Below are 26043 nucleotides of genomic sequence, written 5' to 3'. Positions count from 1 at the left end.
CGTGCCAGCGTATGACGTACACCGCGCCGAAATTGCCGTTTTACAGGGATTTGGGCGGTACGGCCTGTGCCGCGGGGGAGAGGTTGCCGCCCTTGAGCCAGGAGTCGATCACCCGGGCGATCCGGGGGCCGGCCTTGCCGTCCCAGAGCGGCGGGAGCTCTCCTGCGGGGGTCGCCGCGCCGTCGGCCAGCGCCTTGTCGGCGGCGGCGGGCAGCAGCGCCGGGGTGACCAGGCGGTTCGTGCCGTGGGTGACGGTGATCGGCCGCTCGGTGTTGGGCCGGACGGTCAGGCAGGGGACGCCGAGCATCGTGGTCTCCTCCTGCACACCGCCGGAGTCGGTGACGACCAGGGACGCGCCCCGGACCAGGGAGAGGAAGTCCACGTAGCCCAGCGGATCGACGATGAGCAGGTTCCCGCCGGTCACCAGTCCCGCCGCCGCCAGGCGCTCGCGGCCACGCGGGTGGATCGGCACCACGACCGGAAGGCGCTCACCGACCTGGAGAACGGCGTCGACGAGCTCCTTCGCGGAGGCGGGGTCGTCCACGTTGGCGGGCCGGTGCAGGGTGGCCACGCCGTACCGCTCCGGCAGTCCGAGCCGGGCACGGACCGGGGCCGGGTCCAGGCGGTCGAGTGCCGAGAACAGGCTGTCGATCATCGGGTTGCCGACGAGGTGGACGCGCGCCGGGTCGACTCCCTCGCCGGCCAGGTGCGAGAGGGCGTCGGGCGAGGTGGCGAAGAGGATGTCGGACAGGGCGTCGGTGACGACCCGGTTGACCTCCTCGGGCATCCCCCGGTCGAAGGAGCGCAGGCCCGCCTCGACGTGCGCGGTGGGCACGTGGAGCTTGGCGCAGACGAGGATCGCGGCCAGCGTCGAGTTCACGTCGCCGTAGACCACGACCAGCGTGGGCCGGTGCGCCAGGACGACGTCCTCCAGGCCGGTCAGCAGCGCCGCCGTCTGGCGCGCGTGCGAGCCGGACCCGACACCCAGGTTGGCGATCGGCTCCGGGAGCCCGAGGTCGGCGAAGAACACGTCCGACATCAGCGCGTCATAGTGCTGGCCTGTGTGGACGATGCCCTGCCGCACCCCCAGTTCGGCGAGAGCGCGCACCACCGGAGCGGCCTTCACGAAGTTGGGCCGCGCGCCGAGCACGTGCAGGACGAGGGGATTTTCGGGCTCCGGGGTCGTCCCCACGGGGGCGTTGTCCCTCATTGACCTCGCCTTTCATACGGGAGTATGGCAAACGTTGCCTATGGTACGGTCACCGCGTGGTATCCGATGCCAGCAGGCCAGACTCCCCCAAGGTTTCCGCGAAGTCGGCCCGTGCCGGTCTGGGCGGGCTCATCCGCGGGTTCGTCAAGCACCCAGTGATCGTTTCCCGGGTCGTGGCGACCAAGGTCAAGTCCGATCCGGTCCGGGTCGCGCAGGCCGCCGCGGAGACACTCCCGCCGGGTCTGCGCCCCGTGGTGGGGCGGGTCGCCTGGCCCGTCGCCCGCCGCGCCAGGATCATGGTCCGCAAGTTCGGCATGCGCCTGGTCAAGGGACCGTGGAACGACGCCAAGGAGCACTTCGACTCCGGGCGGATGACCGAGGCCGTCGCGGTGCTCCAGCCGTACGTCAAATACCCGTTCATCAGCCGCCGGGCCACCTACTACGCCGGTGAGCTGGCCGCCATCCAGCCGAACCCCATCCCGCCCAAGTCCAAGGTGATCGTGGGCGAGCGGGTCGAAGGCCGGGTGCTGCACTGCGTCACCAACGCCCTGCCGTTCACGCAGGCCGGATACACCGTGCGCACGCACCGCATCGTCACCGCGCAGAAGGCGGCCGGACTGGACCCGCACGTCGTGACCAGCTGGGGCTGGCCGATGATGCAGGGCCACGTCGATGTCACGCCGTACGAGGAGATCGACGAGATCCCCTACCACCGGCTGATCCCGAGCGGAGACGTGCCGTTCGAGAGCCATGGCCGCATGATCCGGGGCGCCGGCGAGGTGACCGAGCTGGTCAGGACGCTCCGGCCGCAGGTGCTGCACGCCGCGACCGACCACCGCAACGGCTCGGTGGCGCTGGCGGTGCGGGAGCGGACCGGTACGCCGCTGGTCTACGAGGTCCGGGGTTTCCTGGAGGAGACCTGGGCGTCCCGCGACCCCAAGCGGGTCGGCAGCCAGCGGCACGTGCTCCAGCGCGACCGCGAGGCGTTCATCATGCGCTCCGCGGACGCCGTGGTCACCCTCGCGGAGACCATGGCTGTCGAGATCGTCGAGCGGGGCGTGCCCCGGGAGAAGATCTTCCTCGCGCCCAACGCGGTGGACGACTCGCTGCTGGCCGCCGACTACGACGGCGCCGCGTTCCGCTCCGCCTACGGCATCGAACCCGGTGAGATCGTCATGGGCTCGGTGTCGAGCATCGTGGCCTACGAGGGTTTCGCGACCATGATCAGCGCCGCGGCTCTGCTGCGGGACCAGGGCGCCCCGGTCAGGCTGCTCCTCGTCGGCGACGGCGCGGAGCGCCCGGCCCTGCTGGAACAGGTCGAGGAGTTGGGGCTCGGAGACCTCGCGATCCTGCCCGGCCGGGTCGGTCCGGACGAGGCGCTGCAGGCCCAGGCGGCCATCGACATCTTCGTCTGCCCCCGTGAGGACCTGCGGGTCTGCCGGTTGGTCACGCCGTTGAAACCCGTCGAGGCGATGGCTCTCGGCAAGCCGGTCGTGCTGAGTGACCTGCCTGCCCTGTCGGAGCTCGTGGGCTCCGATGGAGCCGGGCTCCTGGTCCCGGCCGGTGACCCCGAAGCGCTCGCCAAGGCGCTCGCCGGGCTGCGCGACGATCCGGATCGGCGAGCCGCGATGGGTGAGGCGGGCCGGGCCGAAGTGGCGGCGAAGCGCACATGGAGCCGCGTCGCGGAGACCTACCGTGACATTTACCGATCGCTTGCCGGTTGATGGTCTGATGTTGAAGGTGAGCTACCCAGCCGTTTGTGATGCGTTCAAACGCATTAGGCGTGGGTTGCGCGGACTTGAGATAGCCTTTGCCACCATGAAGTGTTGTTTCCGGCTTTCCAAGGTCATCCCGTGAGCGAGCGCAGCCAGCCGTCCAGCGGGCAGAGCGCCGTCGCGGACGTGGTTGAGGAAGGTGGCCGTGTGAGCACCTACGACCTGGCCGTGATCGGTCTCGGTTACGTCGGCATGCCCCTGGCCAAGGAGGCCGTGGCGGCAGGGCTCCGAGTCGTCGGTTTCGAGGTCGACCCCGGCAAGGTGGACGCCCTCAACTCGGGACGCTCCTACATCGACGACCTGACCGACGCCGACCTCGAACACATGCTGGCGGGCGGATTCAGCGCCACCCTGGACGAGTCCGTGCTGGCCGACAGCCGCACCGTCGTCATCTGCGTGCCGACCCCGCTGGACGAGGACCACCGCCCCGATCTGTCCGCGGTGGAGGGTGCCACCGGCACCGTCGCCCGGAACCTGTCGACGGGCACCCTCGTGGTCCTGGAGTCCACCACCTGGCCCGGCACCACCGACGAGGTCGCCCGCCCGATCCTGGAGGCGTCCGGCCTCGTCGCGGGCACCGACTTCCACCTCGCCTTCTCCCCCGAGCGCATCGACCCGGGAAACCCCAAGTACGGCCTGCGCAACACCCCCAAGGTCGTCGGCGGCTACACGGCCGCCTGCCGGGACCGCGCGGTCGGGTTCTACTCCCAGTTCGTCGAGCAGGTCGTGCCGGTCAGCGGCACCCGTGAGGCCGAGATGGCCAAGCTTCTGGAGAACACCTACCGGCACGTCAACATCGCCCTCGTCAACGAGATGGCGATCTTCTGCGACGAGCTCGGGGTCAACCTCTGGGAGTCCATCGAGGCCGCGGCCACCAAGCCGTTCGGCTTCCAGAAGTTCCTGCCGGGACCGGGCGTCGGTGGCCACTGCATCCCCGTCGACCCCTCCTACCTGTCCTACACGGTGCGCAAGCTGGGCTATCCGTTCCGCTTCGTGGAGCTGGCGCAGGAGATCAACGAGCGGATGCCGTCCTACGTGGTGGCTCGCGTCCAGCGGTTGCTCAACCGGCACAAGAAGGCCGTCAACGGCTCCAAGGTGCTCCTGCTCGGCGTCACCTACAAGCCCGACATCGCCGACGAGCGCGAGACGCCGGCCCTGCCGGTCGCGCGGGCGCTGCTGGAGCTCGGCGCGGAGCTGGTCTTCGCCGACCCGTACGTCAAGGAATGGCACGTGGACGGAGACCCGGTGCCGCGTGAGGAAGACCTCTCCAGGGCGGTCGCCGAAGCCGATGTGACGCTGCTGCTGCAGCAGCATGCCGCCTTCGACCTGTCGATCGTCGAGGACCACGGCAGGCTCGTGCTCGACACCCGAGGCGTCCTCGCCGAGGGTGAACGCGTCGAGCGGCTCTAGCGACGGAGGGCTGCGCTCAGTGCACGTGCTCGTCATGACGGTGGTGCATCACCCCGAGGACGCCCGGATCCTGCACCGGCAGATCCGCGCGCTCGTGGATGCCGGTCATGAGGTCACGTATGCCGCCCCCTACACGGCACGGGGCGTCATGGCCCGGTCCTGGGTGAACGGCGTCGACCTCCCCCGTGCGGCCGAACGCAAGCGGCTGTCGGCCGTGCGCGCCGCCCGCAAGGTGTTCAAGCGCATGCGTGACCAGGTCGATCTGGTGATCATCCACGACCCCGAACTGCTGCTCGCGGTCGTGGGTGTGCGCAAGCGGCCCCCGGTGGTCTGGGACGTGCACGAGGACACCCCGGCGACGCTGTCGCTGAAGCCGTGGCTGCCCGCGTTCCTCCGCCCGCCGGTCCGGTTCCTGGCCCGGATGCTCGAAGGCACGGCGGAGCGCCACCTGCACCTGCTCCTCGCCGAGACCGCCTACGCCGGCCGGTTCCACCAGGCCCACCTGGTCGTCCCGAACGAGACCTGGGTGCCCGACGACGCGTCCCCGCCGGGAGACGACCGGGTCGTCTACCTCGGCTGGCTGTCGGAGGCGCGCGGGGTGCGCGACGCCATCGAGGTCGCCCGGCTGCTCCAGCCGTACCGGGTGGCGGTCGAGCTGATCGGTTACGCCGACCCCCAGTCCCGTCCCGCGCTGAACGCTGCGGTGGCGGAGGGCGTCCTGGAGTGGCGTGACTTCATGCCGAACGACGAGGCGCTCAAGCGGCTCGACGGCGCGCTGGCCGGTCTCTCGCTCCTGCACGACGAGCCCAACTACCGGCACTCCATGCCTACGAAGATCGTGGAGTACATGGCCCACGGGATCCCGGTGATCACCACCCCGTCGCCGCGCGCGGTGGAGCTGGTCGAGCGCTACAACAGCGGCGTGGTCGTCCCCTGGGCCGACCCCAAGGCGGTGGCGCAGGCCGTGGTCTTCCTGAGGGACGACGTCCGCGAGCGGCATGCTCAGGGCGCCCGAGGGTATGCGGCGGCCCGTGCGAACCATCACTGGCCGAACTCGGCACGCCGTTTCGTATCTCAGCTTGAGGCCTGGGCAGGGGTCAAGAGCTGACTTCTTGTATGGCGATGCTGTTTATGTCCGCCTGATCACAAGAACGGTAGTGTCCTGATCGTGCGTTGGTTCACCGCTCTCCTCGGCGTGGCGATTCTCGCGGCGGTGGCGGCGATCGTGCTCGTTCTCCCCCTGGGCAGGGACGCTCCGGAGAGCGGCAGGCCACCGGTCGCGTCGTCGCCCTCCACCACCTCCTCCGCGGCGTTGACCCCGGAGGCGAGCGCCTTCACCGACCCGTGTGGAACGTTCGAGACCGAGACGCCCACGCCGTACGCGGTGACCGGCTACTGGCTCATCCCCACCGTCGACCACTGCACCTGGCGGCGGCAGCTCGCCGCCATCCACGAGGTGGGCGGCGACACCGTCATCCGGATCGGCTGGGGCATGCAGGCCCGCCGCGTCGACGACGAGGGCCGGGTGCTGGCCAACGAGGGCGACGAGGTGGACGCCCGCTACGAGCCGTGCGTCGAGGACGGGCTTCCCTGCGTGGCGGCGGCCGAGAAGGATCTCAAGGCGGCCAACCCGGGCAACCGGGTGAGCTGGACGTTCGTCTACCGGACCGACGAGGCCTTCGGCCCCGACCTGTTCCGCTGCCCCGAGTTCGAACGGAAGATCACGGTCGGCAAGACCGTCTTCTACCGGCTCATCACGACGGAGGACGGCACCGACGACGCGAGCTGCGCGAACATCACGGCCAAGGGCCGCGGCTACCATGTGATCCTGATCGCGGCCGCGGAGAAGGACAGCCTCGCCGAGCTGCTCGACCTCGGCGACCAGTTCGGGGTGCGGGTCTTCCCGGCGCTGCCGCTGGCCCCCCGTGACCCGGCGCAGAAGACCCGGGCCGCCAAGCAGGGGACCAGCACCCTCATCACCCTCACCCGGCGCATCCTGCAGGACTACGGTGCCCGGTTCCAGGGCCGGGACTCGCTCGGCGGCTTCTACCAGCCGTTCGAGCTGCAGATGCGGGAGATGCGGTACACGGGGTCGATCGACCCGGTGGAGGCGGAGAAGGACCATCCGACGCTGAAGGTCTACGCCGCGCAACACCAGATCGTCGAACAGGAGATGCCGGGCAAGCCCATCCTCGTCAGCCCCTATCTGGACGCGCGCAAGGATCGGCCGATCAGCGCCACGCCCAAGCAGGTGGCGGCGGGCTTCGAGGCACTGGCCAGGACCGGAGTCGGGATCATCGCTCCGCAGGACAGCCGGGGGACCGGCAAGGTCGGGCTGTTCTGGCCGGACCAGCGTGCGGACCCGGTGGACGAGAGGCTCGCTCCGGTGGTCGGGGAGACGGCGACCAACGGCGGCGCCTACCACGGCTCCACCCGCGATTACTATCGGGAGATGGCCGTGGCGCGGGAACGGATGGTCGAGCAGGGTTACAACGTGCAGCTCTGGGCCAACGTCGAGGCGTTCGAGCCGGCCAAGGGGGAGGCCTGCGAGGACAGGACGGGCGACCGGGGCCGCACCGACAAGAAGCGGCTCGACACGGCCGTGACCCAGGTCGGCCGCTACGTCTCCAAGGTCGTCTCCTACATGTGGAGCGACTTCTTCACCTGCGGCTCGCCCTCGCTGGCCGAGGAGATCGTCCGCGACTACAGCCGGCCGATCCCGGTCGACGCCGTCCGCAAGGAGCGCGACATCCAGGACGGCATGGAGGTCCGGGGATACAACATGCCCCTGGGCTCCAAGGTGACGATCACCTGGGACGGCCAGGACACCCCCAGGACCGTCGAGGTGGCCGGCGTGGACCTGACGGAGCCGCCGCCGGACCTGCCCGCCCGGATGGGGACGGCCTGGATCCCGTTCGACTGGACCCAGGTCCCCGACGACACCTGGGTCAGGGTCGAGGTCGCCTCGCCCGACGGGCACCAGGCCGCCGAGGCTCTACACGTCCGGGTGAGCGCCTAACCGGTGTAACGTGCCTGGCATGGTTCCGCGCATTCCCGTCAGCGTGGATCTGGTCGTCCTCACGGTGCGCTGCCAGGCGCTGAGCGCGCTCGTCTGGCGGCGTGACAAATCCCCCTACGAGGGACGCTGGGCCCTGTCAGGCGGCTTCATCCAGCTTGACGAGGACCTGCCCGCCGCCGCGGCCAGGGTCCTCGCCGAACGGGCGGGCCTGCCCGGCGCGCCGGTCCACCTGGAGCAGCTCCAGACCTACGGCTACCCCGACCGTGACCCGCGTCAGCGCGTGCTGAGCGTCGCCTACCTCGGTCTCGCCCCCGACCTGCCGGCCTCCACCGAGGCCCACATGAGCTGGGAGCCGGTCTCCGCCCTTCGGGACATGGCCTTCGACCACCGGCGCATCATGGTCGACGGGATCGAGCGGGCCCGCAGCAAGCTGGAGTACACCCCGCTGGGGGCGGCCTTCTGCCCGCCGGAGTTCACCGTCGCCGACCTGCGCCGGGTCTACGAGATCGTCTGGGGCCGCACGCTGGACCCCCGCAACTTCCACCGCAAGGTCACCAAGGCCGAGGGCTTCCTGATGCCCACCGGCCACACCACCACCCGCGACGGAGGCCGCCCCGCCAAGCTCTACCGCCGCGGTCCGGCCGTGCTGCTGCACCCCCCGATGCTCCGCTCCCTCAAGGAATGACCGGGATGGCGGTCAGAGGTCGTCGATCTCCGCCAGGTCGATGTCGACCTCGAAGGGGAGGCCGAGCTTCAGCCGGTCGTGGTGGATCCCGGTGAGCGCGTAGGACCCGGTCGCCGGGTCCAGTTCGTAGACATAGACCGTCGGGTGGCCCTCGGCGTTCTCGATCCGCCAGAAGTGGGGGATGCCCGCCGCCGCGTAGAGGGCGGGCTTGCGCTCCCGATCGCGGATCTCGGACTCGGTGGAGACCACCTCGACGGCCAGGACGACGTCCTCCGGCCGGTAGGTGGTCTGGCGAGGCCCCGTGACGGCTTCGACGTGGACCACCAGGATGTCCGGCTCGGGACGTTGCCGCTTTCCGAGGGTCACCGTCATCTCACGCCTGATCCGCAGATCGGCCGGGACCGCGCGCCGCAACTCGCTCTCCAGAAGGAAGAGCATCGACATGTGGAAATTGGTCTGGGGGCTCACGAAGACGAGAGTGCCATCGATCAGTTCGGTATGCGGGGGGATCCCCGGAAGCTGGTCGAGGTCTTCGGCGATGAATCCTTCTTTGGGGGGAATCGCCCATGCGGGCAGCGACTCCACCTCTGACAGCGGTGCGATGCTCATGTCGTCCTCCCGGTCGGGCACGCCTCTCACCTCCAGTCTTACAGGATGATGCCCCATCCGCCCGCTCCTCATAAAGTAAGACCATGCCTCGTTTCCGCGCGATCCTGGACACAATGCCCCCTTACAAGGCGGGCAAGGCCGTGGTGTCAGCCGACGGCCGGTCCTACAAGCTGTCTTCGAACGAATCCCCCTACGCGCCGCTGCCCTCGGTGGTCGAGGCGGTCGCGAAGGCCGCCGCCGAGATCCACCGCTATCCCGACCCCGCGTCGGCCGGGCTGACGGACGCCATCGCCGAGCGGTACGGCGTGCCGCCCGAGCACGTCGCGCTCGGCGCCGGTTCGGTGACGGTGGCCCAGCAGCTCTTCGAGACCGTGAGCGAGCCGGGCGCCGAGGTGATCTACGCCTGGCGGTCGTTCGAGGCGTACCCGCTCCTGGCCGACCTGGCCGGGACGACCTCGGTCCAGGTCCCGCTGCTGGGCGAGACCCACCATCTGGACGCCATGGCCGAGGCGATCACCCCGCAGACGCGCATGCTCTTCGTCTGCAACCCGAACAACCCGACCGGCACGGTCGTCCACGCGGCCGAGCTGGCGGCCTTCCTCGACCGGGTCCCCGAGAACGTGCTCGTCGTCCTCGACGAGGCCTACCACGAGTACGTCAGGGACGCCGACGTCACCGACGGGCTCACCGTCTACCGCGAGCGGCCCAACGTGGCCGTGCTGCGCACGTTCTCCAAGGCGTACGGCCTCGCCGGGCTCCGGGTGGGCTACCTGATCGCCGACGAGCCGGTGGCGGCCGCCGTACGGAAGACGACGGTGCCCTTCGCGGTCAACCACCTGGCCCAGGCTGCGGCCATCGCCTCCCTGGCGGCCGAGGACGAGCTGCTGGAGCGGGTGGACACGGTGGTCAAGGAGCGCACCCGGGTCCGTGAGGCCCTGATCGCCCAGGGCTGGACGGTGCCCGTCACCGAGGCCAACTTCGTCTGGCTCCGGCTGGGGGAGCGCACGGCGGAGTTCGCCGGGGCCTGCGCGGCCGAAGGCGTCGCGGTGCGTCCCTTCGCCGATGAGGGCGCCAGGATCTCCATCGGCTCTCCCGAGGCCAATGACACCTTCCTGGCCGCCGCCGCGGCGTTCCGGCGCGGCTGAGACGGGCCGCGTGGTCCGGGGCCGCCCCGGGTGGGGCGGCCCCGCGGACCACGGGAACCGTGCTCAGCGGTTGCCGAGCTTCTCCACGATCAGACGGTAGAGCTGACGGGGCCGGCCCGGCTGCGGGGTGCGGTTCGGCGGAAGCGGCCACGCGAGTCCCTCGTCGACCAACGTGCGCAGCAGCCGCCGTGCCGTGCGCGGGGTGACGCCGAGCATCTTGCCCGCGCCCTCCGCGTCCACCACCGTGTCTCCCCCTTCCAGCTTGGCCGCCAGGCGGGCCAGCACCTCCACGCCCTTCGGCTTCAGCGGCCCGCCGCCCTGCGGCGGCACCCTGGGCGCGGGGACCAGCGCCCTGCCCTCGCGGTCCACCGCGAAGCCCTGCGCCTGCTTGCCCGCCTGGGTGCGCGCCAGGGCCGCCCGTGCGTGGGACTCGGCGTCATGGGCCGTACGGCCCATGCCGACCCCCACCTCCACCGCGAGGCCGAGCTCGTCGCGCACGCGCGCCGCGAACGGCAGCACCCGGAAGCCCTCGGTGGCCGTCGCCACCGAGCCCCGGGTCGCGGTGACCATGTAGCTGTGATCGTCGATCGAGGTCACCGACGCGTTGATCCGGTTCGCCTCCTGCACCAGCAGCCGGTGCAGGGACAGCCGGAGCTCGTCGCGCCAGTAGCGCGGCGCGGCCCGGCGGACCGGTTCACGGAGTGTCGGCACCTCCACCAGGACGACCGTGAGCTGTGACTCCTCCAGCCGGTGGTGCGCGCCGAGCAGGGCCGCCGTGTGCAGCGCCGTACGGACCGCCGCGGAGGTCGGCCGGATCCTGACGACCGGGACTCCGGCCGCCTGCAGGCGCTCGGCCACGGCGGGCAGGCAGGTCAGCGCCCCACTGGTGGCGCCCTGGCGGGCCAGACGTTCGTGGAAGGCCGCGATCGTGCCGGTGGCCCCCGGCTCGTCGCGGCTGTGCACGTCCGTGGCCGGCAGGTTCAGATCGGTGTAGGCCTCCTCGACGTCGGCCCGGCTCAGCACATCGACACTGACCCTGCGCGGGTCGATCCGCTCGTCCAGTGCGGCCCTGGCCAGCGCGGCGATCAGGGCGGCGCCGCCGAGCTGGACATACGTCGCAGGCATCGTCAGCACCCCTGAGCGTCGCGCCAGGTCATAGGGGACCGGACTGGCGAAGAGGCAGGCGTCCACCCCTGCCCCCAGCCGGGTCACCTTGTCGGCGGCCTCCTGCTCGTCCCGGTAGGCAGCGGCCACCAGGCGGCAAGGCAGGGGAGCCGCCGCGTGTCCCATCAACATCACCCGCTCCACAAGGTCATGGGGGCCCACCACACCGATAGTGAGGTCCGGTGTCATGGCACCCGGGCGTGACACTCGTGGAGTTTCTTCGGCCCGCTCGACCAATGTTCGTCCCATCCTGCGTCCGTTTGTTTTCGGCTCTCTTTTGGAACGATCGCTTGTGGGGGCCGTAATGTCACGCCCGATTTGCCGCCAATTCCGGGGGGAACCCGACGGCTAAACCCCTAACAGTAAGTGTTTACACAGGTCAGGGCGCTTTTTGGGAGACTGAAACCCACTGATTATGAGGATGAAATCTCTCGTCGTACATCTGCGCCCAAGGCCTGCATGCGCTCGGCCAGATATGAGTGGCCGCGGTCGATGAGATAACCGGATTCGATGACGGTCTCCCCCTCGGCGGCGAGACCGGCAAGAACCAGGGCGATTCCGGAACGGAGATCGTGTGCGGTCACCTCGGTACCGGTCAGCGGAGTGGCGCCGCGGACGACGGCGCTGTTCTCCTTGACCTCGATGTCCGCGCCCATCTTGTTCAGTTCGGAGGCCAGGGCGAAACGGCCGTCGAAGATACGCTCGTGAATGTAGCTGGCACCTTCGGCGAGGCAGGCGACCGTCATGATCGGCGACTGCAGGTCGGTCGCGAACCCCGGGTAGGTGTCGGTGATGACGTTGATCGGGCGCAGCGGGCGATCCCGGCGCACATGGAGCACCGCACCGTGGTCGGAGAATTCGACCCCCATCTGCTCCAGTTTGTAACGGACCACGCCGAGGTGGTCCAGATCGGCGCCGACCAGGTTGACCTCGCCACCGGTGATCGCCGCGGCCATGGCGAACACGCCCGCGTCGAGACGGTCGGGCATCACGGTGTGCTCGACGGCCTGGAGCTCCTCCACGCCCTCCACGGTGATGAACCCGGTGCCCCCACCGCTGATCTTCGCGCCCATCCGGGTCAGCATCTCGATCACATCGAGGACCTCGGGCTCCAGTGCGGCGTTCTCGATCACGGTGGTGCCGCGGCCGATGGCGGCCGCCATGATCAGGTTCTCGGTGCCGGTGTGTGAGGGGGTGTCCAGATAGAGCGTGGCGCCGGTGAATCCGGCGGTCTTGACGTGGATGACGGCGTCGCCCTCGTCCACGATCGCGCCGAGGCGCTTGTAGCCCAGGTAGTGGAAATCCAGGTTGCGGCTGCCGAGGTTGCAGCCGCCCACACCCTCGATGATCGCCTCACCGAGGCGGTGCAGCAGCGCGGGCACGAAGAGCACGGAGCCACGGAAGCGACGGGCGATCTCGGCGGGCAGCACCGGGCTTTTCAACCGGGAGGCGTCGATCACCAGGGTGCGCTCGGCCTCATGAAGCTCGACTTTGGCGCCGATCGCCTCGGCCAGCTCGACTGCGCGGCGCACGTCCTCGATGATCGGAACATTGCGCAGGACCGTGCGGCCCTTGGCCGCCAGCAGCGCCGCACCGATCATGGGCAGCACGGCGTTTTTGGCACCCTGGATGAAGGCGGTTCCACGGAGGGGGTTGCCACCGCGCACGCGGTAACGGACCATGCGTCATGCTCCTTGGGGAAGGGGAATCGGAGATTGTCGTGACTCAAAAACGAGTGGCGGCAGCCAGAGGGGTTGTCGGCCAACAGTAGTCGCTGGACGTCCCTGAACCGGCCACTTCGGGTGGCAATTACCCCATAGGTCACTGATCACTCGGTTGCTCCTGCGCTCCAGGTAACGGTTGCACGACAACGGAAGTGCAGAGGCTGGCAGAGGTCGACCCGAGGCTGTCCGATCCGGCCATTTGGGGCACCGCACAGGTCACGGATCCCGACCGGGTGGCGCACACGCTTCACTGGCCTGAGTCTGCCAGCACGCTCACACTTCTTTGACGAGAGGAAGGCCACGCAGCCGTTCGTCGATGTGATCGACGACGAAACGCGGCACGGGGCAGCTCTTCCTGACGGCGGCCCATGAGTCGGCCATCGCGCTGACTGTCTGCCTGACGGTGCCCACCACCCCGTCCGGGTCGGTGCCGATCGTTTCGGCGAAGGTGCGAAAGTGGTCCAGGGTGATGTGCCGGGTGTCGGGCTGCTCTCCGAGCGGCAAAGTCAGGGTGTCTCTCCGGAAGCTCTCGTAGGACATGACCGAGACGAGGTCGTAGGCTGGCGAAAGCTGCCGCTGCCGCCCCCCGGGATACTGCAGTGGCCAGTTTTTCAGGTGCTCGTCGGTATTTCCCATCACTATGCAGGCAGTCAGCCGCCGTACGTACTCGTCGAGGTCATGAGGGCATTCACGACGGATGACCCGTCCCACATCCTCGGCCCGGCCGCGTTCCTTCTCATACGGCAGCAGGCCGAAGATCTGGGCGAAGTCCTCTTGGTGGATGCGCCGGCCGCCCACCCGGTCGAACCGTCGGATGGCGAACGCCATCTGCCCGGGGGTGACCAACTCGACCGGTACGTTATCCAGCTCCTCCATGGGGACCAGCAGGTGGTCTGGCACCTTGATGCCTGCGAGCGCCGACCAGGTCATCATGGCGTGTTCGTTCTCCGGGAGGAGAACGTGACTTCGGCTGGGAAACTTCACGATCCAGTCACCGCCGACTCCGATGTAACGGAAACCACCAGATGTGCGGATCATCGAGAGCTTCACCTGCATTCCCGCGAGGGAGAAGCTCATCTTCTGCGAGTCGGGGCGTGGCGCATCGTGATCGGCTGAGCCTTCCGGGACGGTGTCGTCACCGATGACACGCACGGCTCCAGGCAGGTCGTGCCCCAGGTGGGTCAGCAAGCCGAAGTCGCTGACCGACTTCAGCCCGAGCTGGGTAGTTACGAGTCGTCGTAACCCAGACTCCCGCTCTGGGAGGAGGTTGGCGAACCACGAGGGCAGTTGGCCACCTACCCTCTTTTCGACGATACGAGGGTTGTACTCGTATTGCAGACCCAGAACCCGTCGGTCCACCGTCCGATCCAGGTAGCGGAAGGAGATCCTTCCTGCTCGTTGCTCGAGGACGCCCACGGCCCGATCCTCCAACAGGACTCGAGCGGACGTCATCCGGCTCGTCATCAGATGCTCTCCGAGGAGATCAGATCGGTCAGGCCCGGCCCGTCGGGGAAACCGAACAGCGCGTTTTCCTGCACGTGGTCGGTGACGGCCGTCTGGATCAGCTTCGCGCGGTGCCCGATGAACTCGTGCATCAGGCCCTCTCGCCAGAGCTCCAATCCTCTTTCGTCGATGAGATGGCTCTCCAAGACCTCTGGATCGAAATCTCCACAGGACAGTGCCCGGCGGACGTCTGCGGCGGACACGTTCCGTGGGTGCAACAAGCAGTTGGCCACCGTTTCATATGGCCCATAGCGCGACTTACCGTCTGTGACAATGGGAAGCAGAGGGCCCCCGCGCTGTTCCATGAGCGCTCTCGGGTCCGCCACGGTGCCGGCCAGACCCTCATCTTGGGGATAGGTGAGAACTCGAGGGCGCCGGGACAGCATTCCGAGAAGATTGACCTTCGTGCGCACCTGACCGAGCCCGATGGCGCTGAGATCGGGCTCCCAGTCCTGGTACGGCGGAAGCAGGTCGAGCAGCCGGTCCGCACTGGCGACCGGGTCATCTGTGATGGCCCCGCCGTACCTCTTCGCTGTCGAAGCATGATTTCGCTGTGTCAGGTCGAGCACCGAGCCCCGCCAGACCCAACGGCGGAGGAGTTCTGCTGCCCGTCCTTCGGGAGGCCCGAACCGTGCCGCGAATCGCACCAGGATCGGCAGGAAAGACAGGTGCGGCAGCAGCTCCGCATGGGGAATGGCCGCTTCGTCCCGCAAAAAGTCGATGACAGCGCCGAGCGCCCGGAGGGCGGTCCGGAACGTCTCGCGCCGGTCATCATCGTCGAGCAAGCTGAGGGAGGGGACGTTGCCATGCCAGTTAACGGAGGTTTCACCGGCTCCGTCCTCCCGCGTGGCGAGAACCGACCGTATGAGAACGGGCTTGGGGATCGTGCCGAAGCCGGATCTCCGCACAGCTGAGCCCAGCGTGCCCAGGTCATCGGTGCCCGTTTGATCGGATCCCGCCCGGCGGGCGTTGTCGATCTCATCACGGCGCAGCGAGACACCGGAACTGTTGATCCTCTGGAAGATCTCGGAATACATCGCGTCGTTGCCTTCGATGACGTGCATGGCGATGGGATAGCCCCGCACCGCCGTCACCATGTCGTGACACCGTGCCAACTCAGCGGTGGTGAGCCAGGGGCGCTCCTGCTGCCATGCGAGCGTTTTCCCGACGTGCAACGCCGCAGGTAGGGGAAACCTGTGTTCCGGTATGTGCTGGTGCCGATCGGCAGAGACGAACGTGTTCTCCGCAGGGTCGAAGAAGACACGGAACCGCGGGTCGGTGGTCTCTGGCGGAGCGGCGAGGGCTCCCACCAGGCTGATGATGCGCTGCTGTCCGTCGATCACCCAGTAGGCGGACGGTTTCGCATCCGCCGTGATCGTCAAAGGGCCCATCCGGTAGGTGGACGCGTCGGCGGGGCGTTGCGAAACAACCAGGTTCCCGACGGGGTAACCCCGCAGAACGCTCTCGAAGAGCTTCACGACATGCTCGCGCCCCCAGACGTAGGGACGCTGGAAGGACGGGATACGGATATCTCCGGCCAGGGTCAGGGAGACGAGGTGGTCAAGAGTCGTCTGTTCCACCAGCGGCCGGGTGACCGGGGCCATGACACCTCCCATCTTTCCGATCAATGGTAAGCGGGAAACTTGACTCCTACCTGCTGTTATCTGCTATTCGAGCCGCCGGCGGCGGTCAGCGGCGAGGCGGCGGACAGGAGATTGGCGGCCCGCTGGTCGACGAAGCGGGTGACGACCTGCTGGCCGTACCCGAAGGCCATGGCCCAGACCAGGATGGCGGGCTGGGAGCCGAGCCCGGAGAAGCCGGGGACGGAGCCGGAGTTCAGAATCAGCAGGCCCAGTACGGAGGTGGCCACCCCCGCCGGGGCCTTGAGCAGGTTCTGGACCACCGCCAGCGAGTAACGGGTGGACAGGTCCGAGTGGGTGGAGAGCGTGGCCGCCGTGGCCAGTGCCGCGCCCAGCATCCCGATCAGGGCGACCAGCGGGACGTCGCCGTGGCCGGGCCGCAGACCGCCGGTCGGGCAGACCTGCGCGGGCAGCTGCCCCTGGACCTGGGCCACCGCCTGGTTGCCGCACATCGGGATGACGTCCGGCCAGATCGCGCCGACGGCCACCACTCCCAGCACGATCAGGCTCAGCATGACCACCCCGCCGAGCAGCAGGTTGCGGAAGCTGCGCACCCGGCCGGTCTCCATCGCCTGCGCGGTGTAGGCGGCCCGCAGCACCGACTGCATCAACGGCCGGTCGCCCTCCCCCAGGTCTCCGGCGGCGAGCCGGGCCTGCAGGTGCGCCAGCCGGGGGTCGTCACCGGGCAGGTACGCCCGGCCGATCGCCGCCACCTCGGGGGCCCGGCCGCACAGCTCGGCCGTCGGCAGCACGCCGTACATCATCACGGTCGCGCTGTTGACGTTGGACCAGGCACCCTCCACGGCGTGGCCGGTCAGCCAGCGCCGCAGGCCGTTCCTGCCCTGCGCGTAGGACTCCGCACGGGCCAGGTGCGTGCCGATGCCCTCGCCCACGGACACCAGCTGGCCCGCCCCGTCGCGGATGGTCAGGGCGCGTTCGGTCTCGGCGCGGATCTCCTCGCTGCGGGTGGACACGTAGACCCGCCAGGTGCCCGGCCAGCGCAGCACGCCGGTGTCGCCGATCCGTTCTGGGAATGCCGACTGGTCGAGCGCCATCGTTCCTCCGTGGGGGGCGGAGCGGCCGGGACGGGCAGAGACTGCCCCCGGCTTATCGCGGCATGCCGATCAGACGCTACCGGAATACGGGCCGGGGTTCCGGCCTCCGGACGGGGTGAAGGCCGGATGGGAAGACCTCCCGAGCCTTGACATCCACCCCGCCCTCCAGGAGGGCGGGGAACGTCAGGCGTCCCGTCCCGCCTCCGGTGCCTCAGGTGCCGCCGGGTGAGCGGCCCGGGCGTCCCCGGGAGCCGTCCCGGAGAGCACGTCGCCTCCCGCGATGTCCGTGCGGTGGTGCGAGCCGCGCAGCCGGACGCGGCCGACCGCCTCGTAGGCGGCCGCGCGTGCCGCGGCCACGTCGGGGCCGGTGCCGACCACGCTGAGCACCCGCCCGCCGGCGGAGACGATCCGGTCGCCGTCGGACGCGGTCCCCGAGTGCAGGACGTAGGCGTCGCCGCCGACGTCGGAGAGCCCTTCGACGACGTCGCCCCGGACGGGGTCGGCCGGGTAGTTCTCCGCCGCGACCACCACGGTCACCGCGGCGCCGTCCCGGTAGGACAGCGGCCCGAACCCGCCGAGTGTCCCGTCCGCGCAGGCCAGCAGCAGGCCGCCGAGCGGTGTCTCCAGCCGGTCCAGCACGACCTGGGTCTCCGGGTCGCCGAACCGCGCGTTGAACTCGATCACCTTCGGCCCCCGCGAGGTGAGAGCCAGCCCCACGAAGAGCACCCCGGTGTACGGCATGCCGCGCCTGGCCAGCTCGGTCACGGTCGGGATGACGGTCTCGGCCATCACCCGGCGGGTGAGGTCTTCGGGCGCCCACGGCAGCGGCGTGTAGGCGCCCATGCCACCGGTGTTGGGGCCCTTGTCGCCGTCGTAGGCCCGCTTGTGGTCCTGGGCGGGCTGGAGCGGCACGGCCGTGAACCCGTCGCAGAGCGCGAACAGCGACACCTCGGGACCGTCGAGGAACTCCTCGATGACGACCCGCTCGCACGACGCGGCGTGGCTGAGCGCCTCGTCCCGGTCCTCGGTGACCACCACGCCCTTGCCGGCCGCCAGGCCGTCGTCCTTGACCACGTACGGTGTGCCGAACTCCGCCAGCGCCGCGGCGGCCTCCTCGGGGGTGACACAGGTGCGCGACCGTGCGGTGGGCACGCCCGCCGCGACCATGACCTCCTTGGCGAACGCCTTGGAGCCCTCGATCAGGGCGGCGTCCCGGGAGGGCCCGAAGCACGGGATGCCCGCCTCCCTGACCGCGTCCGCCACCCCGGCGACCAGCGGCGCCTCGGGGCCGATCACGACCAGGCCGGCCTCCAGCTCCGCGGCCAGCCGGCTCACCGCCCCGGGGTCGGTCGGGGTCACCGGATGCAAGGTCGCGACCTGTGCGATGCCGGCGTTGCCGGGAGCACAGTGAACCTCGGTGACCTGGGGGTCTGCTGCCAGCGACCGGCACAGGGCGTGTTCACGCCCGCCGGATCCAATCACAAGAACGCGCACTCGCGAGAGCCTATCGGCCCCCGCCCGGCGCACTGTCCACAGGCTGTGGACAGAGGTTCCGCGCGTCGGCGCGACGGGCCGCGGCCGTAAAGGACGTGTGAATTCTGTCAGGTTCCGGCTGATCTCCCATGGGGCGCAGGGGTAGGCTGGGTGACATGCCAGATCTGTGCTAGGTTTGGTCGGCTATGCCTGTCTCTTGCTGATTGGAGGTGGTTGGGGATGTCCTCTGGCGATCCCAGCAGTACGTGCCGCGCACGCCTTCTGTGCGCACTCTCCCACCACTCCGGATCAGTGCCCGACCGGGCTCCGCGCGCATTCCCCTGTTGAACCGAGGTGACATCGCGTCGCGCGTGGACGCTGCCAGGCCGGGCGGGAAAGGCTCGCCATGCGCTCCTCGCTTCTTTTTCCCCGTATCAAGCACGTGCGGACCCTGCGCGCTCCGCACGCCCCCGCCGCCCCCTTCGGTGACCGGATGAACGGCGGCTGCGTCCCGCCGAGCGACTCGCTCGTCGAATACGCCGCCTACATCGACGGTAAGAAGATCGACGCCCTGGGCATCCCGGACGCCCTGGATCTCGTCCGCACCCACAACGCGGCCGAGGAGCAGGGCAACGCCTTCGTCTGGGTCGGCCTGCACGAGCCCGACGCCCCCGAGGTCGAGTGGTTGGCGGAGGTCTTCGCCCTGCACCCGCTCGCCGTCGAGGACGCCGTCAAGGCTCATCAGCGGCCCAAGGTCGAACGCTACGGCGACTCGCTGTTCATGGTCCTCAAGACCGTCGCCTACATCGACCACGACGTGCTGACCGCCACCAGCGAGATCATCGGCACCGGCGAGATCATGGTGTTCGTCGGACCCGACTTCGTAGTGACCGTACGGCACGGCGAGTACTGCCCGCTCTCGGAGGTGCGTGAGCGCCTGGAGGACAAGCCCGAGCTTCTCGGGCGGGGCCCGACCGGCGTGTTGCACGCGATCGCCGACCACGTCGTGGACCGCTACCTCGGCGTCGCCGACCTGATGCAGACCGAGCTGGAGGACGTCGAGGCCATGGTCTTCGCCGACGTCAGCGCCCGCGACATCAGCCGGATCTACAACCTCAAGCGCGAGATGATCGAGATGAAGCGGTCCGTCACCCCGCTCCAGTCGCCCATGTCGACGCTGGCCCAGCGCCGGATGATCCCCGCGGAGATGCGCGAATACTTCCGCGACGTCGTCGACCACCTGGCCCGGGTCTGCGAGCAGGTCGAGTCGTCCAATGAGCTCAGCAACTCCATCCTGCAGGCGGCGCTGGCCCGCTCCAACGCCCTCGCCAACGAGGACATGCGGAAGATCTCCTCATGGGTCGCCATCATGGCCGTGCCCACGATGATCGCCGGAATCTACGGGATGAACTTCGACCACATGCCCGAACTCGACTCCGTCTTCGGCTACCCCGTCGTGATCGGTGTGATGGTGATCGCCTGCTCGCTGCTCTACCGGGGGTTCCGCCGCAACGGCTGGATGTGACCGCCGGGCTCCGCGCGCGGCCGGACGCGGCGCACCGCGGCCGCCACGCCCCGCGCGCCGCCTGACCGCGACGCGACGGGAGGCTCCCCGGTCCTCGGGCCGGGGAGGAGGTCAAGCCACGCTACGGCGCGCGGAGGTGACGGGCACCGGCACGCGCATCCCCCGGTCGGCCCACAGGGCACGCATCCGGTCGGGGTAGTCGGTGACCACCCCGGCCACCCCGAGATCCAGCAGCTCGGCGGCCCGCTCGGGCTCGTTGACGGTCCAGACGGCCAGCGGCAGCTCGGCCTTCTCGGCCTGGCGGACGAGCTGCTCCTCCACCAGGACGTGCTCCGGGGACAGGGTGGTGCCGCCGGCCGCCACGGCTGCGGCCGGGATGTCGCCGTCGAAGTCCTCAAGCCGCATGCCGTTCAGCCACGCGCTATCCATGGTGGCGCGCTCGATCAGGGCGTAGCGCTGGGTCGCGGGGGCCAGGGATCGGGCGATGTCGAGGATCCGCCAGTCGAAGCTGAGGATCGCCGCCCTGCCGAGCCGGTGATGCCGGTCGAGCTCGGCGATCACCATCTCGGTGAACTCGCGGGGATCGGCGCTGAGGTCCGGCCTCGTCGGATCGGACTTGAGCTCCACATGCAGCCGCACGCCGTCGGCGCCGTAGGCGTCCACCAGCCCCAGCACCGCGCCGAGCGTCGGCATCCGGGTGCCGGGCACCGGCACCTGGGTCGGGGCGAAACGGTCCGCGGGGTTGCGCGGCAGCCGTACTCCGCACTCAAGGGTGCGCAGCTGCGCCAGGGTGAGTTCACCGACAGGTCTGCCCACGTAGGGGAAGAACGGGTCGCCATGGCGGACCGGCCGGGTGTCGGCGCTCGTCACCGCCGACACCGTGAGGTCGTGGGTGAGCACCAGCCGGCGGTCGGCCGTCAGCGCGACGTCCAGCTCCAGCGCGTCGACGCCCAGTTCGAGGGCGTGGGCGAAACCGGGCAGGGTGTTCTCCGGGCGAAGGCCGCGGGCTCCGCGGTGACCATGAATCTCGGCATGCACGGAAGGACCATACCGACCCGGCGTCCCGAACTCCCGGTACGGCTCGCGCCGGAGAGGCGCCGGGTGCAAGCCGTACCGGGTGAAATCAGATCATCGAGTGGATCTGGAGCGTCTCGGTACGGCCGGGGCCGACGCCGACGGCGGAGATCCGGGCGCCGCTCATCTGCTCCAGGGCCTTCACATAGGCCTGCGCGTTGGCGGGCAGATCCTCGAAGGACTTGGCGCCGGAGATGTCCTCCTGCCAGCCGGGGAACTCCTCGTACACCGGCTTGGCGTGGTGGAAGTCGGTCTGGGTCATCGGGATCTCGTCGTAGCGGACGCCGTCGACCTCGTAGGCGACGCAGACCGGGATCCTCTCCAGGCCGGACAGCACGTCGAGCTTGGTGAGGAAGAAGTCGGTGACGCCGTTGATCCGGGTGGCATAGCGGGCGATCACCGCGTCGAACCAGCCGCAGCGGCGGTTGCGGCCGGTGGTCACGCCGTACTCACCGCCGGTGGTGCGCAGCCAGTCGCCCATCTCGTCGGTGAGCTCGGTCGGGAACGGACCGGCGCCGACGCGGGTGGTGTACGCCTTGAGGATGCCGATCACGCGGGTCAGCCGGGTCGGCGGGATGCCCGAGCCGGAGCAGGCGCCGCCGCTCGTCGGAGAGGAGGAGGTGACGAACGGGTAGGTGCCGTGGTCGATGTCGAGCAGGTTGCCCTGGCCGCCCTCCAGCAGCACCACCTTGTCCTCGTCCAGAGCCTTGTTCAGGATCAGCGAGGTGTCGGCGATGTGCGGCGTGAGGCGCTCGGCGTAGCCGAGATACTCCTCCAGAACCTGCTCGGCATCGATCGCCCGGCGGTTGTAGATCTTGGTGAGGATCTGGTTCTTCTCGTTGAGGGCGACCTCGATCTTCTTGCGCAGGATGCCCGGGTCCAGCAGGTCCTGGACGCGCACACCCATCCGGTAGATCTTGTCGCCGTAGGCGGGACCGATGCCCCGGCCGGTGGTGCCGATCTTGGCCTTGCCGAGGTAGCGCTCGCTGACCTTGTCGATGGCCTTGTGGTGAGGCATGATCAGGTGCGCGTTCGCCGAGATCAACAGGCGCTCGGCGGAGACCCCGCGGGCCGCCAGGCCGTCGATCTCGCTCAGCAGCACACCCGGGTCGATGACGACACCGTTGCCGATCACCGGCACGACGTTCGGAGACAGCACGCCGGTCGGAAGCAGGTGCAGCGCATACTTCTGGTCGCCGATGACGACCGTGTGGCCCGCGTTGTTTCCGCCCTGGTATCTGACTACGTAGTCGACCTTGTCGCCAAGCAGGTCGGTCGCCTTACCCTTACCCTCATCGCCCCACTGGGCGCCCACGAGAACGACAGCCGGCATCGTTGATCTCCCACCACAAAAACGAAAACCCCTGACGCAATCGCGACAGGGGCTCTTGCGTGGAGAGAATACCCGACTGAGTGACATAAAGGGGATCCCCCACCCCCGGGGGGAGAGATCCCGGGGACTCAGCGGCCGATCAACTCCTCAGCGGCTGCGACGCTGGAGTCCTTCAGGAACTGGAAGCAGCGTTCGGCCTCGTCCTTCTCGCCGATGGCCTGGGCGGCGCGGGCCAGCGCGTGGAGACAGCGCAGGAAACCACGGTTGGGCTCGTGTTCCCAGGGGATCGGGCCGTGCCCCTTCCACCCCGCGCGGCGCAACTGGTCGAGACCGCGGTGATAGCCGGTGCGGGCGAACGCGTACGACGTCACGGCGTGTCCGTTCACGAAATACTCGTCCGCGAGCGCGGCCCAGGCGGCAGGGTAGCCGGGGAAGCGTGCGGCGACATCAGATGCCTGAGCGCCGGATTCCAGCGCCTCTCGGGCCTCGGGAAGGTCAGGCAGCCGGGTGGGCGGCGGGCCGGCGAGGAGGTTCTCGTGCGATTCCGTCATGGCTAGTGAGCGTACTTGCTGGGTTTACCCAGCAGGAGGGCCGCTTCCCTGTTATCTCCGGACTGTTTGGACGGTCAGGGTCCGACCGCCGCTCCTGCCGCCGGAGAGCGGCGCGGTGCCGCCGGTCGTCTCCGGGCCGCCGGTCTCCGGACGGTCGTCCGCGGACCGGCGGCCGGAGGGCCGATCAGGCGAGCCTGGTGCCGGCCGACTTCAGGTTCTGGCACGCCTCGACGATGCGGGCCGCCATCGAGGTCTCGGCGGCCTTGCCGTAGGAGCGGGGGTCGTAGGCCTTCTTGTTGCCGACGTCGCCGTCCACCTTGAGCACGCCGTCGTAGTTCTTGAACATGTGCTCGGCGATCGGGCGGGTGAAGGCGTACTGCGTGTCGGTGTCGATGTTCATCTTGACCACGCCGTAGGAGATGGCCTCGTGAATCTCCTCCAACCGTGAGCCGGAGCCGCCGTGGAAGACCAGGTCGAAGGGCTTCTCCCGGCCGTACTTCGCACCCACGGCCTCCTGGATCTCCTTCAGCACGCTCGGGCGGAGTTTGACGTGGCCCGGCTTGTAGACGCCGTGCACGTTGCCGAAGGTCGCCGCGAGCATGTAGACGCCCCGCTCCCCGAGGCCCAGGGCCTCGGCCGTCGCGAGGGCGTCGTCGGCGGTGGTGTAGAGCTTCTCGTTGATCTCGCCGACGACGCCGTCCTCCTCACCGCCGACCACGCCGATCTCCGCCTCCAGGATGATCTTGGCGCGGGCGCATTTCTCCAGGAGCTCCTGGGCGAGCTGGAGGTTCTCCTCCAGCGGCACGGCGGAACCGTCCCACATGTGCGACTGGAACAGCGGGTCCTGCCCGCGGGCCACCCGCTCAAGGGAGATGTCGATCAGTGGGCGGACGAAGCCGTCGAGCTTGTCCTTCGGGCAGTGGTCGGTGTGCAGCGCGATCGTCACGGGGTATTTGGCCGCGACCACGCGGGCGTACTCCGCGAGGGCCGCCGCGCCGGTCACCATGTCCTTGACGGCGGTGCCGGACAGGAACTCGGCCCCGCCGGTCGACACCTGGACGATGCCGTCGCTCTCAGCCTCGGCGAACCCTCTGAGCGCGGCGTTGAGAGTCTGGGACGAGGTCACGTTGATCGCCGGATAGGCGAATTCGTTGGCCTTGGCCCGGTCGAGCATCTCGGCGTAGACCTCTGGAGTCGCGATAGGCATCGTTGTCATCTCCCTAGAGACGGCTGTGAGCGGCTGGCGAGGGACTTCTGGCGACATGGCCCGTCGGCCAGTATTCCGGGTTCCTTCCCGGCCGGATAGCTCCTCACCACTTCTGCCTGTGCAATCTCTCGGCCCGGGGTCCTTATCACCGGTAAGCTTCACGCCGATGGACCTTCTGCACAACATCCTCGACCCCAAGTGGTGGCTCGGCCTGCTCGGCCCGTTCGCCACCGTGGGCGTCCTCGGGATCATCTTCGCCGAGACCGGGCTGCTGCTCGGCTTCTTCCTGCCGGGCGACTCGCTGCTCGTCGCGGCGGGTGTCTTCAGCACCGCCGAGGCGGCCGCGGCCATCCCCGGCCTCAGCCCGCTGTCATTCCCGCTGCTGCTGGTCCTGGCCCCGATCTGCGCCATCGCCGGCGCGCAGTTGGGTCACCACCTGGGCGCCACCTACGGCCGCAGGATGTTCGAACGGCCCGACTCCAAGATTTTCAAGCAGGAGTACGTCGACAAGGCGGAGTACTACTTCGGGAGGTTCGGCCCGTCCAAGGCCGTGGTGCTCGCCCGGTTCATCCCGATCGTCCGCACGTTCCTCAACCCGGTCGCGGGCATGCTCGGCATGGACCGCAAGCGGTTCTTCCTGTGGAACTGCGTCGGAGGCATCATCTGGACCGACGGGATGCTGCTCTTCGGCCGCCTGGTCGGTTCGGCGGTGCCCGACATCGACAAATACATCCTGCCGGGCGCCATTGTGATCATCCTGCTCTCGATCATCCCGATCATCAGGGAGTTCATGAAAGGCCGCAAGGGCGGCGCCGCCACCGCCCCGCTGCCCCAGGGAAAGCACCACCGCGGCACGCCCACCCGCCCGCCGGGCGGCGACGGCCGGTTGTGAATCGGCACCCGGACCGGTCGTAAGGCACTCCACCAGCGGCTAGCCTCCACTGTGTGGGACGCCACAGGTCCGACCCGATGGGTGTCGCCCGCCTCGTGCTCGCAGGCCTGGCGGTGCTCGCGTTCGCCGCCCTGCTCGTGGCGGGCGTCCTCTCGCTGGTCGGCGTGCTCAGCGCGGACCCGGAGCCCGGCGCGCCGCCCTCGTCGGCCGCCACCGCCCCCTTCGCCACCCCCGAGCAGGTCCCCACCGTCCGCGTCCAGTGCTTGCGGCAGCAGTGCCCCAGGGTCTTCCTCAAGGTCGCCGGGGGCGATGTGCTGCTCGACAGGGAGATGGCCGAAGGCGAGCAGGTCCAGTCCTTCGACGCCGGGATCGACGTGGTGCTGACCGACTCCGCGGCCGTCCGCGTCGAGGTGAACGGCGCCGTACGCCCCCCGGGCAAGGCCGGGGAGCGCCAGGAGTTCACCGCCACCCGCGGCTGACCGCCGCCGGGAGAGGACTCAGGCCAGGCCGAGGTCCTTGAGGTCGTAGGCGGCCCGGTACGGCAGGCCGGCCTCGGCGATCGCGGCGGCCGCCCCCCGGTCCACGATCACCGCCACCGCCACCACCTCGGCACCGGCCTCGCGCAGCGCCTCCACGGCGGTCAGCGGGGACCCGCCGGTCGTGGAGGTGTCCTCCACCGCCAGCACCCGCCGTCCCTTCACGTCCGGCCCCTCGATCCTGCGCTGCATCCCGTGAGCCTTCTGCGCCTTGCGGACCACGAACGCGTCGAGCTCCCGCCCCCGCGCCGCAGCCGCGTGCAGCATGGCGGTCGCCACCGGGTCGGCCCCCAGGGTGAGACCGCCGACCGCGTCGTAGTCCAGGTCCTCGGTGAGGTCCAGCATGACCCGGCCCACCAGAGGAGCCGCCCGTCCGTCCAGGGTCACCCGGCGCAGGTCCACGTAGAAGTCCGCCTCCATCCCGGAGGACAGCACGACCTTGCCGTGCACCACGCCCTTACCCTTGATCTCCGCCAGCAGGTTCTCACGATCGCTCATGGCAACAAGATTAGG

The 26043-nt window shown here is 69.3% G+C and carries 22 protein-coding genes; 9 read left to right on the top strand and 13 right to left on the bottom strand.

What is annotated here, in order from left to right; all coding sequences use genetic code 11:
• Positions 1–40 precede the first annotated feature (40 nt).
• Positions 41–1210: a non-hydrolyzing UDP-N-acetylglucosamine 2-epimerase gene (wecB, locus tag OHA77_RS19315; RefSeq protein WP_406319412.1), complete on the bottom strand. Its 1170-nt coding sequence runs from the start codon at positions 1208–1210 to the stop codon at positions 41–43.
• A gap of 56 nt (positions 1211–1266) precedes the next feature.
• On the opposite strand from wecB, the gene OHA77_RS19310 reads away from it, so the two are divergent.
• The 5 genes from OHA77_RS19310 to OHA77_RS19290 all read left to right on the top strand — a co-directional run bounded on the left by OHA77_RS19310 (position 1267) and on the right by OHA77_RS19290 (position 8099).
• The gene (locus tag OHA77_RS19310; RefSeq protein ID WP_406319410.1) at positions 1267–2934 is read left to right on the top strand and encodes a glycosyltransferase family 4 protein; all 1668 of its coding nucleotides are present in this window, start codon (positions 1267–1269) and stop codon (positions 2932–2934) included.
• 243 nt (positions 2935–3177) lie between these two features.
• Positions 3178–4395 carry a nucleotide sugar dehydrogenase gene (locus OHA77_RS19305; RefSeq protein WP_326826961.1) on the top strand — a complete coding sequence of 406 codons (1218 nt, stop codon included), beginning with the start codon at positions 3178–3180 and terminating at the stop codon, positions 4393–4395.
• 19 nt (positions 4396–4414) lie between these two features.
• Entirely contained in the window at positions 4415–5503 is a 1089-nt protein-coding gene (locus tag OHA77_RS19300; RefSeq protein ID WP_326819276.1) for a glycosyltransferase, read from the top strand.
• A 60-nt stretch (positions 5504–5563) separates the two neighbouring features.
• Positions 5564–7414: a DUF4434 domain-containing protein gene (locus OHA77_RS19295; RefSeq protein ID WP_406319408.1), complete on the top strand. Its 1851-nt coding sequence runs from the start codon at positions 5564–5566 to the stop codon at positions 7412–7414.
• A gap of 19 nt (positions 7415–7433) precedes the next feature.
• Complete coding sequence (locus tag OHA77_RS19290; protein ID WP_406319407.1) at positions 7434–8099, top strand: NUDIX hydrolase; 666 nt, start codon at positions 7434–7436, stop codon at positions 8097–8099.
• Between the two features lie 12 nt (positions 8100–8111).
• Here OHA77_RS19290 and OHA77_RS19285 read toward each other — a convergent pair whose 3' ends face one another.
• A complete protein-coding gene (locus OHA77_RS19285; protein ID WP_406319844.1) occupies positions 8112–8708 on the bottom strand; it encodes a Uma2 family endonuclease in 597 nt (198 codons plus the stop codon).
• Positions 8709–8791: 83 nt separating this feature from the next.
• On the opposite strand from OHA77_RS19285, the gene hisC reads away from it, so the two are divergent.
• Positions 8792–9853: a histidinol-phosphate transaminase gene (gene hisC / locus OHA77_RS19280; protein WP_406319405.1), complete on the top strand. Its 1062-nt coding sequence runs from the start codon at positions 8792–8794 to the stop codon at positions 9851–9853.
• Between the two features lie 63 nt (positions 9854–9916).
• Here the strand turns inward: hisC and OHA77_RS19275 are convergent, their stop codons facing one another.
• The 6 genes from OHA77_RS19275 to purD form a co-directional block, all read right to left on the bottom strand.
• Positions 9917–11206 (bottom strand): GTP cyclohydrolase IIa, encoded by a 1290-nt coding sequence (locus tag OHA77_RS19275; RefSeq protein ID WP_326826963.1) that lies wholly within the window; start codon positions 11204–11206, stop codon positions 9917–9919.
• A 224-nt stretch (positions 11207–11430) separates the two neighbouring features.
• Complete coding sequence (gene murA, locus OHA77_RS19270) at positions 11431–12699, bottom strand: UDP-N-acetylglucosamine 1-carboxyvinyltransferase (protein WP_406319404.1); 1269 nt, start codon at positions 12697–12699, stop codon at positions 11431–11433.
• A 315-nt stretch (positions 12700–13014) separates the two neighbouring features.
• Positions 13015–14157 carry a type II toxin-antitoxin system HipA family toxin gene (locus OHA77_RS19265; RefSeq protein ID WP_406319402.1) on the bottom strand — a complete coding sequence of 381 codons (1143 nt, stop codon included), beginning with the start codon at positions 14155–14157 and terminating at the stop codon, positions 13015–13017.
• Positions 14158–14204: 47 nt separating this feature from the next.
• Positions 14205–15848, bottom strand: coding sequence for a DUF262 domain-containing protein (locus tag OHA77_RS19260; RefSeq protein ID WP_406319400.1), 1644 nt, complete (start codon positions 15846–15848; stop codon positions 14205–14207).
• A 56-nt stretch (positions 15849–15904) separates the two neighbouring features.
• On the bottom strand, positions 15905–16939 hold the full coding sequence (locus OHA77_RS19255) for a hypothetical protein (RefSeq protein ID WP_406319398.1): 1035 nt from the start codon (positions 16937–16939) through the stop codon (positions 15905–15907).
• Positions 16940–17122: 183 nt separating this feature from the next.
• On the bottom strand, positions 17123–18433 hold the full coding sequence (purD, locus tag OHA77_RS19250) for a phosphoribosylamine--glycine ligase (protein ID WP_406319396.1): 1311 nt from the start codon (positions 18431–18433) through the stop codon (positions 17123–17125).
• A gap of 385 nt (positions 18434–18818) precedes the next feature.
• Between purD and corA the strand changes: the two genes are divergently transcribed.
• A complete protein-coding gene (corA, locus tag OHA77_RS19245; protein WP_406319394.1) occupies positions 18819–19937 on the top strand; it encodes a magnesium/cobalt transporter CorA in 1119 nt (372 codons plus the stop codon).
• A 111-nt stretch (positions 19938–20048) separates the two neighbouring features.
• Here corA and OHA77_RS19240 read toward each other — a convergent pair whose 3' ends face one another.
• From OHA77_RS19240 to fbaA, 4 genes are all read right to left on the bottom strand, one after another.
• Complete coding sequence (locus OHA77_RS19240; RefSeq protein ID WP_406319392.1) at positions 20049–20975, bottom strand: glycerophosphodiester phosphodiesterase family protein; 927 nt, start codon at positions 20973–20975, stop codon at positions 20049–20051.
• A gap of 85 nt (positions 20976–21060) precedes the next feature.
• Positions 21061–22344 (bottom strand): adenylosuccinate synthase, encoded by a 1284-nt coding sequence (locus OHA77_RS19235; protein ID WP_406319391.1) that lies wholly within the window; start codon positions 22342–22344, stop codon positions 21061–21063.
• Positions 22345–22472: 128 nt separating this feature from the next.
• A complete protein-coding gene (locus OHA77_RS19230; protein ID WP_326819286.1) occupies positions 22473–22895 on the bottom strand; it encodes a DUF3151 domain-containing protein in 423 nt (140 codons plus the stop codon).
• Positions 22896–23079: 184 nt separating this feature from the next.
• Positions 23080–24102 carry a class II fructose-bisphosphate aldolase gene (fbaA, locus tag OHA77_RS19225; RefSeq protein ID WP_406319389.1) on the bottom strand — a complete coding sequence of 341 codons (1023 nt, stop codon included), beginning with the start codon at positions 24100–24102 and terminating at the stop codon, positions 23080–23082.
• A gap of 166 nt (positions 24103–24268) precedes the next feature.
• Between fbaA and OHA77_RS19220 the strand changes: the two genes are divergently transcribed.
• Complete coding sequence (locus OHA77_RS19220) at positions 24269–24994, top strand: DedA family protein (RefSeq protein ID WP_406319388.1); 726 nt, start codon at positions 24269–24271, stop codon at positions 24992–24994.
• Between the two features lie 53 nt (positions 24995–25047).
• Complete coding sequence (locus tag OHA77_RS19215) at positions 25048–25473, top strand: hypothetical protein (RefSeq protein ID WP_406319386.1); 426 nt, start codon at positions 25048–25050, stop codon at positions 25471–25473.
• Positions 25474–25491: 18 nt separating this feature from the next.
• Here OHA77_RS19215 and pyrE read toward each other — a convergent pair whose 3' ends face one another.
• Complete coding sequence (gene pyrE, locus OHA77_RS19210) at positions 25492–26028, bottom strand: orotate phosphoribosyltransferase (RefSeq protein WP_326819290.1); 537 nt, start codon at positions 26026–26028, stop codon at positions 25492–25494.
• Positions 26029–26043 lie beyond the last annotated feature (15 nt).

Source organism: Streptosporangium sp. NBC_01639, from assembly GCF_045209755.1.
Lineage (GTDB): Bacteria > Actinomycetota > Actinomycetes > Streptosporangiales > Streptosporangiaceae > Streptosporangium.
The sequence above is the reverse complement of the archived record's forward strand: the minus strand, read 5'-3'. Positions and strand labels throughout refer to the sequence as shown.

Bases quoted from the DNA above. Each gene is read 5' to 3' on its own strand.
- wecB (WP_406319412.1), bottom strand. From the start codon at position 1,210: ATGAGGGACAACGCCCCCGTGGGGACGACCCCGGAGCCCGAAAATCCC.
- OHA77_RS19305 (WP_326826961.1), top strand. From the start codon at position 3,178: ATGCCCCTGGCCAAGGAGGCCGTGGCGGCAGGGCTCCGAGTCGTCGGT.
- OHA77_RS19290 (WP_406319407.1), top strand. From the start codon at position 7,434: ATGGTTCCGCGCATTCCCGTCAGCGTGGATCTGGTCGTCCTCACGGTG.
- OHA77_RS19285 (WP_406319844.1), bottom strand. From the start codon at position 8,708: ATGAGCATCGCACCGCTGTCAGAGGTGGAGTCGCTGCCCGCATGGGCG.
- hisC (WP_406319405.1), top strand. From the start codon at position 8,792: ATGCCTCGTTTCCGCGCGATCCTGGACACAATGCCCCCTTACAAGGCG.
- OHA77_RS19275 (WP_326826963.1), bottom strand. From the start codon at position 11,206: ATGACACCGGACCTCACTATCGGTGTGGTGGGCCCCCATGACCTTGTG.
- murA (WP_406319404.1), bottom strand. From the start codon at position 12,699: ATGGTCCGTTACCGCGTGCGCGGTGGCAACCCCCTCCGTGGAACCGCC.
- OHA77_RS19260 (WP_406319400.1), bottom strand. From the start codon at position 15,848: ATGGCCCCGGTCACCCGGCCGCTGGTGGAACAGACGACTCTTGACCAC.
- OHA77_RS19255 (WP_406319398.1), bottom strand. From the start codon at position 16,939: ATGGCGCTCGACCAGTCGGCATTCCCAGAACGGATCGGCGACACCGGC.
- corA (WP_406319394.1), top strand. From the start codon at position 18,819: ATGCGCTCCTCGCTTCTTTTTCCCCGTATCAAGCACGTGCGGACCCTG.
- OHA77_RS19235 (WP_406319391.1), bottom strand. From the start codon at position 22,344: ATGCCGGCTGTCGTTCTCGTGGGCGCCCAGTGGGGCGATGAGGGTAAG.
- OHA77_RS19230 (WP_326819286.1), bottom strand. From the start codon at position 22,895: ATGACGGAATCGCACGAGAACCTCCTCGCCGGCCCGCCGCCCACCCGG.
- fbaA (WP_406319389.1), bottom strand. From the start codon at position 24,102: ATGCCTATCGCGACTCCAGAGGTCTACGCCGAGATGCTCGACCGGGCC.
- OHA77_RS19220 (WP_406319388.1), top strand. From the start codon at position 24,269: ATGGACCTTCTGCACAACATCCTCGACCCCAAGTGGTGGCTCGGCCTG.
- pyrE (WP_326819290.1), bottom strand. From the start codon at position 26,028: ATGAGCGATCGTGAGAACCTGCTGGCGGAGATCAAGGGTAAGGGCGTG.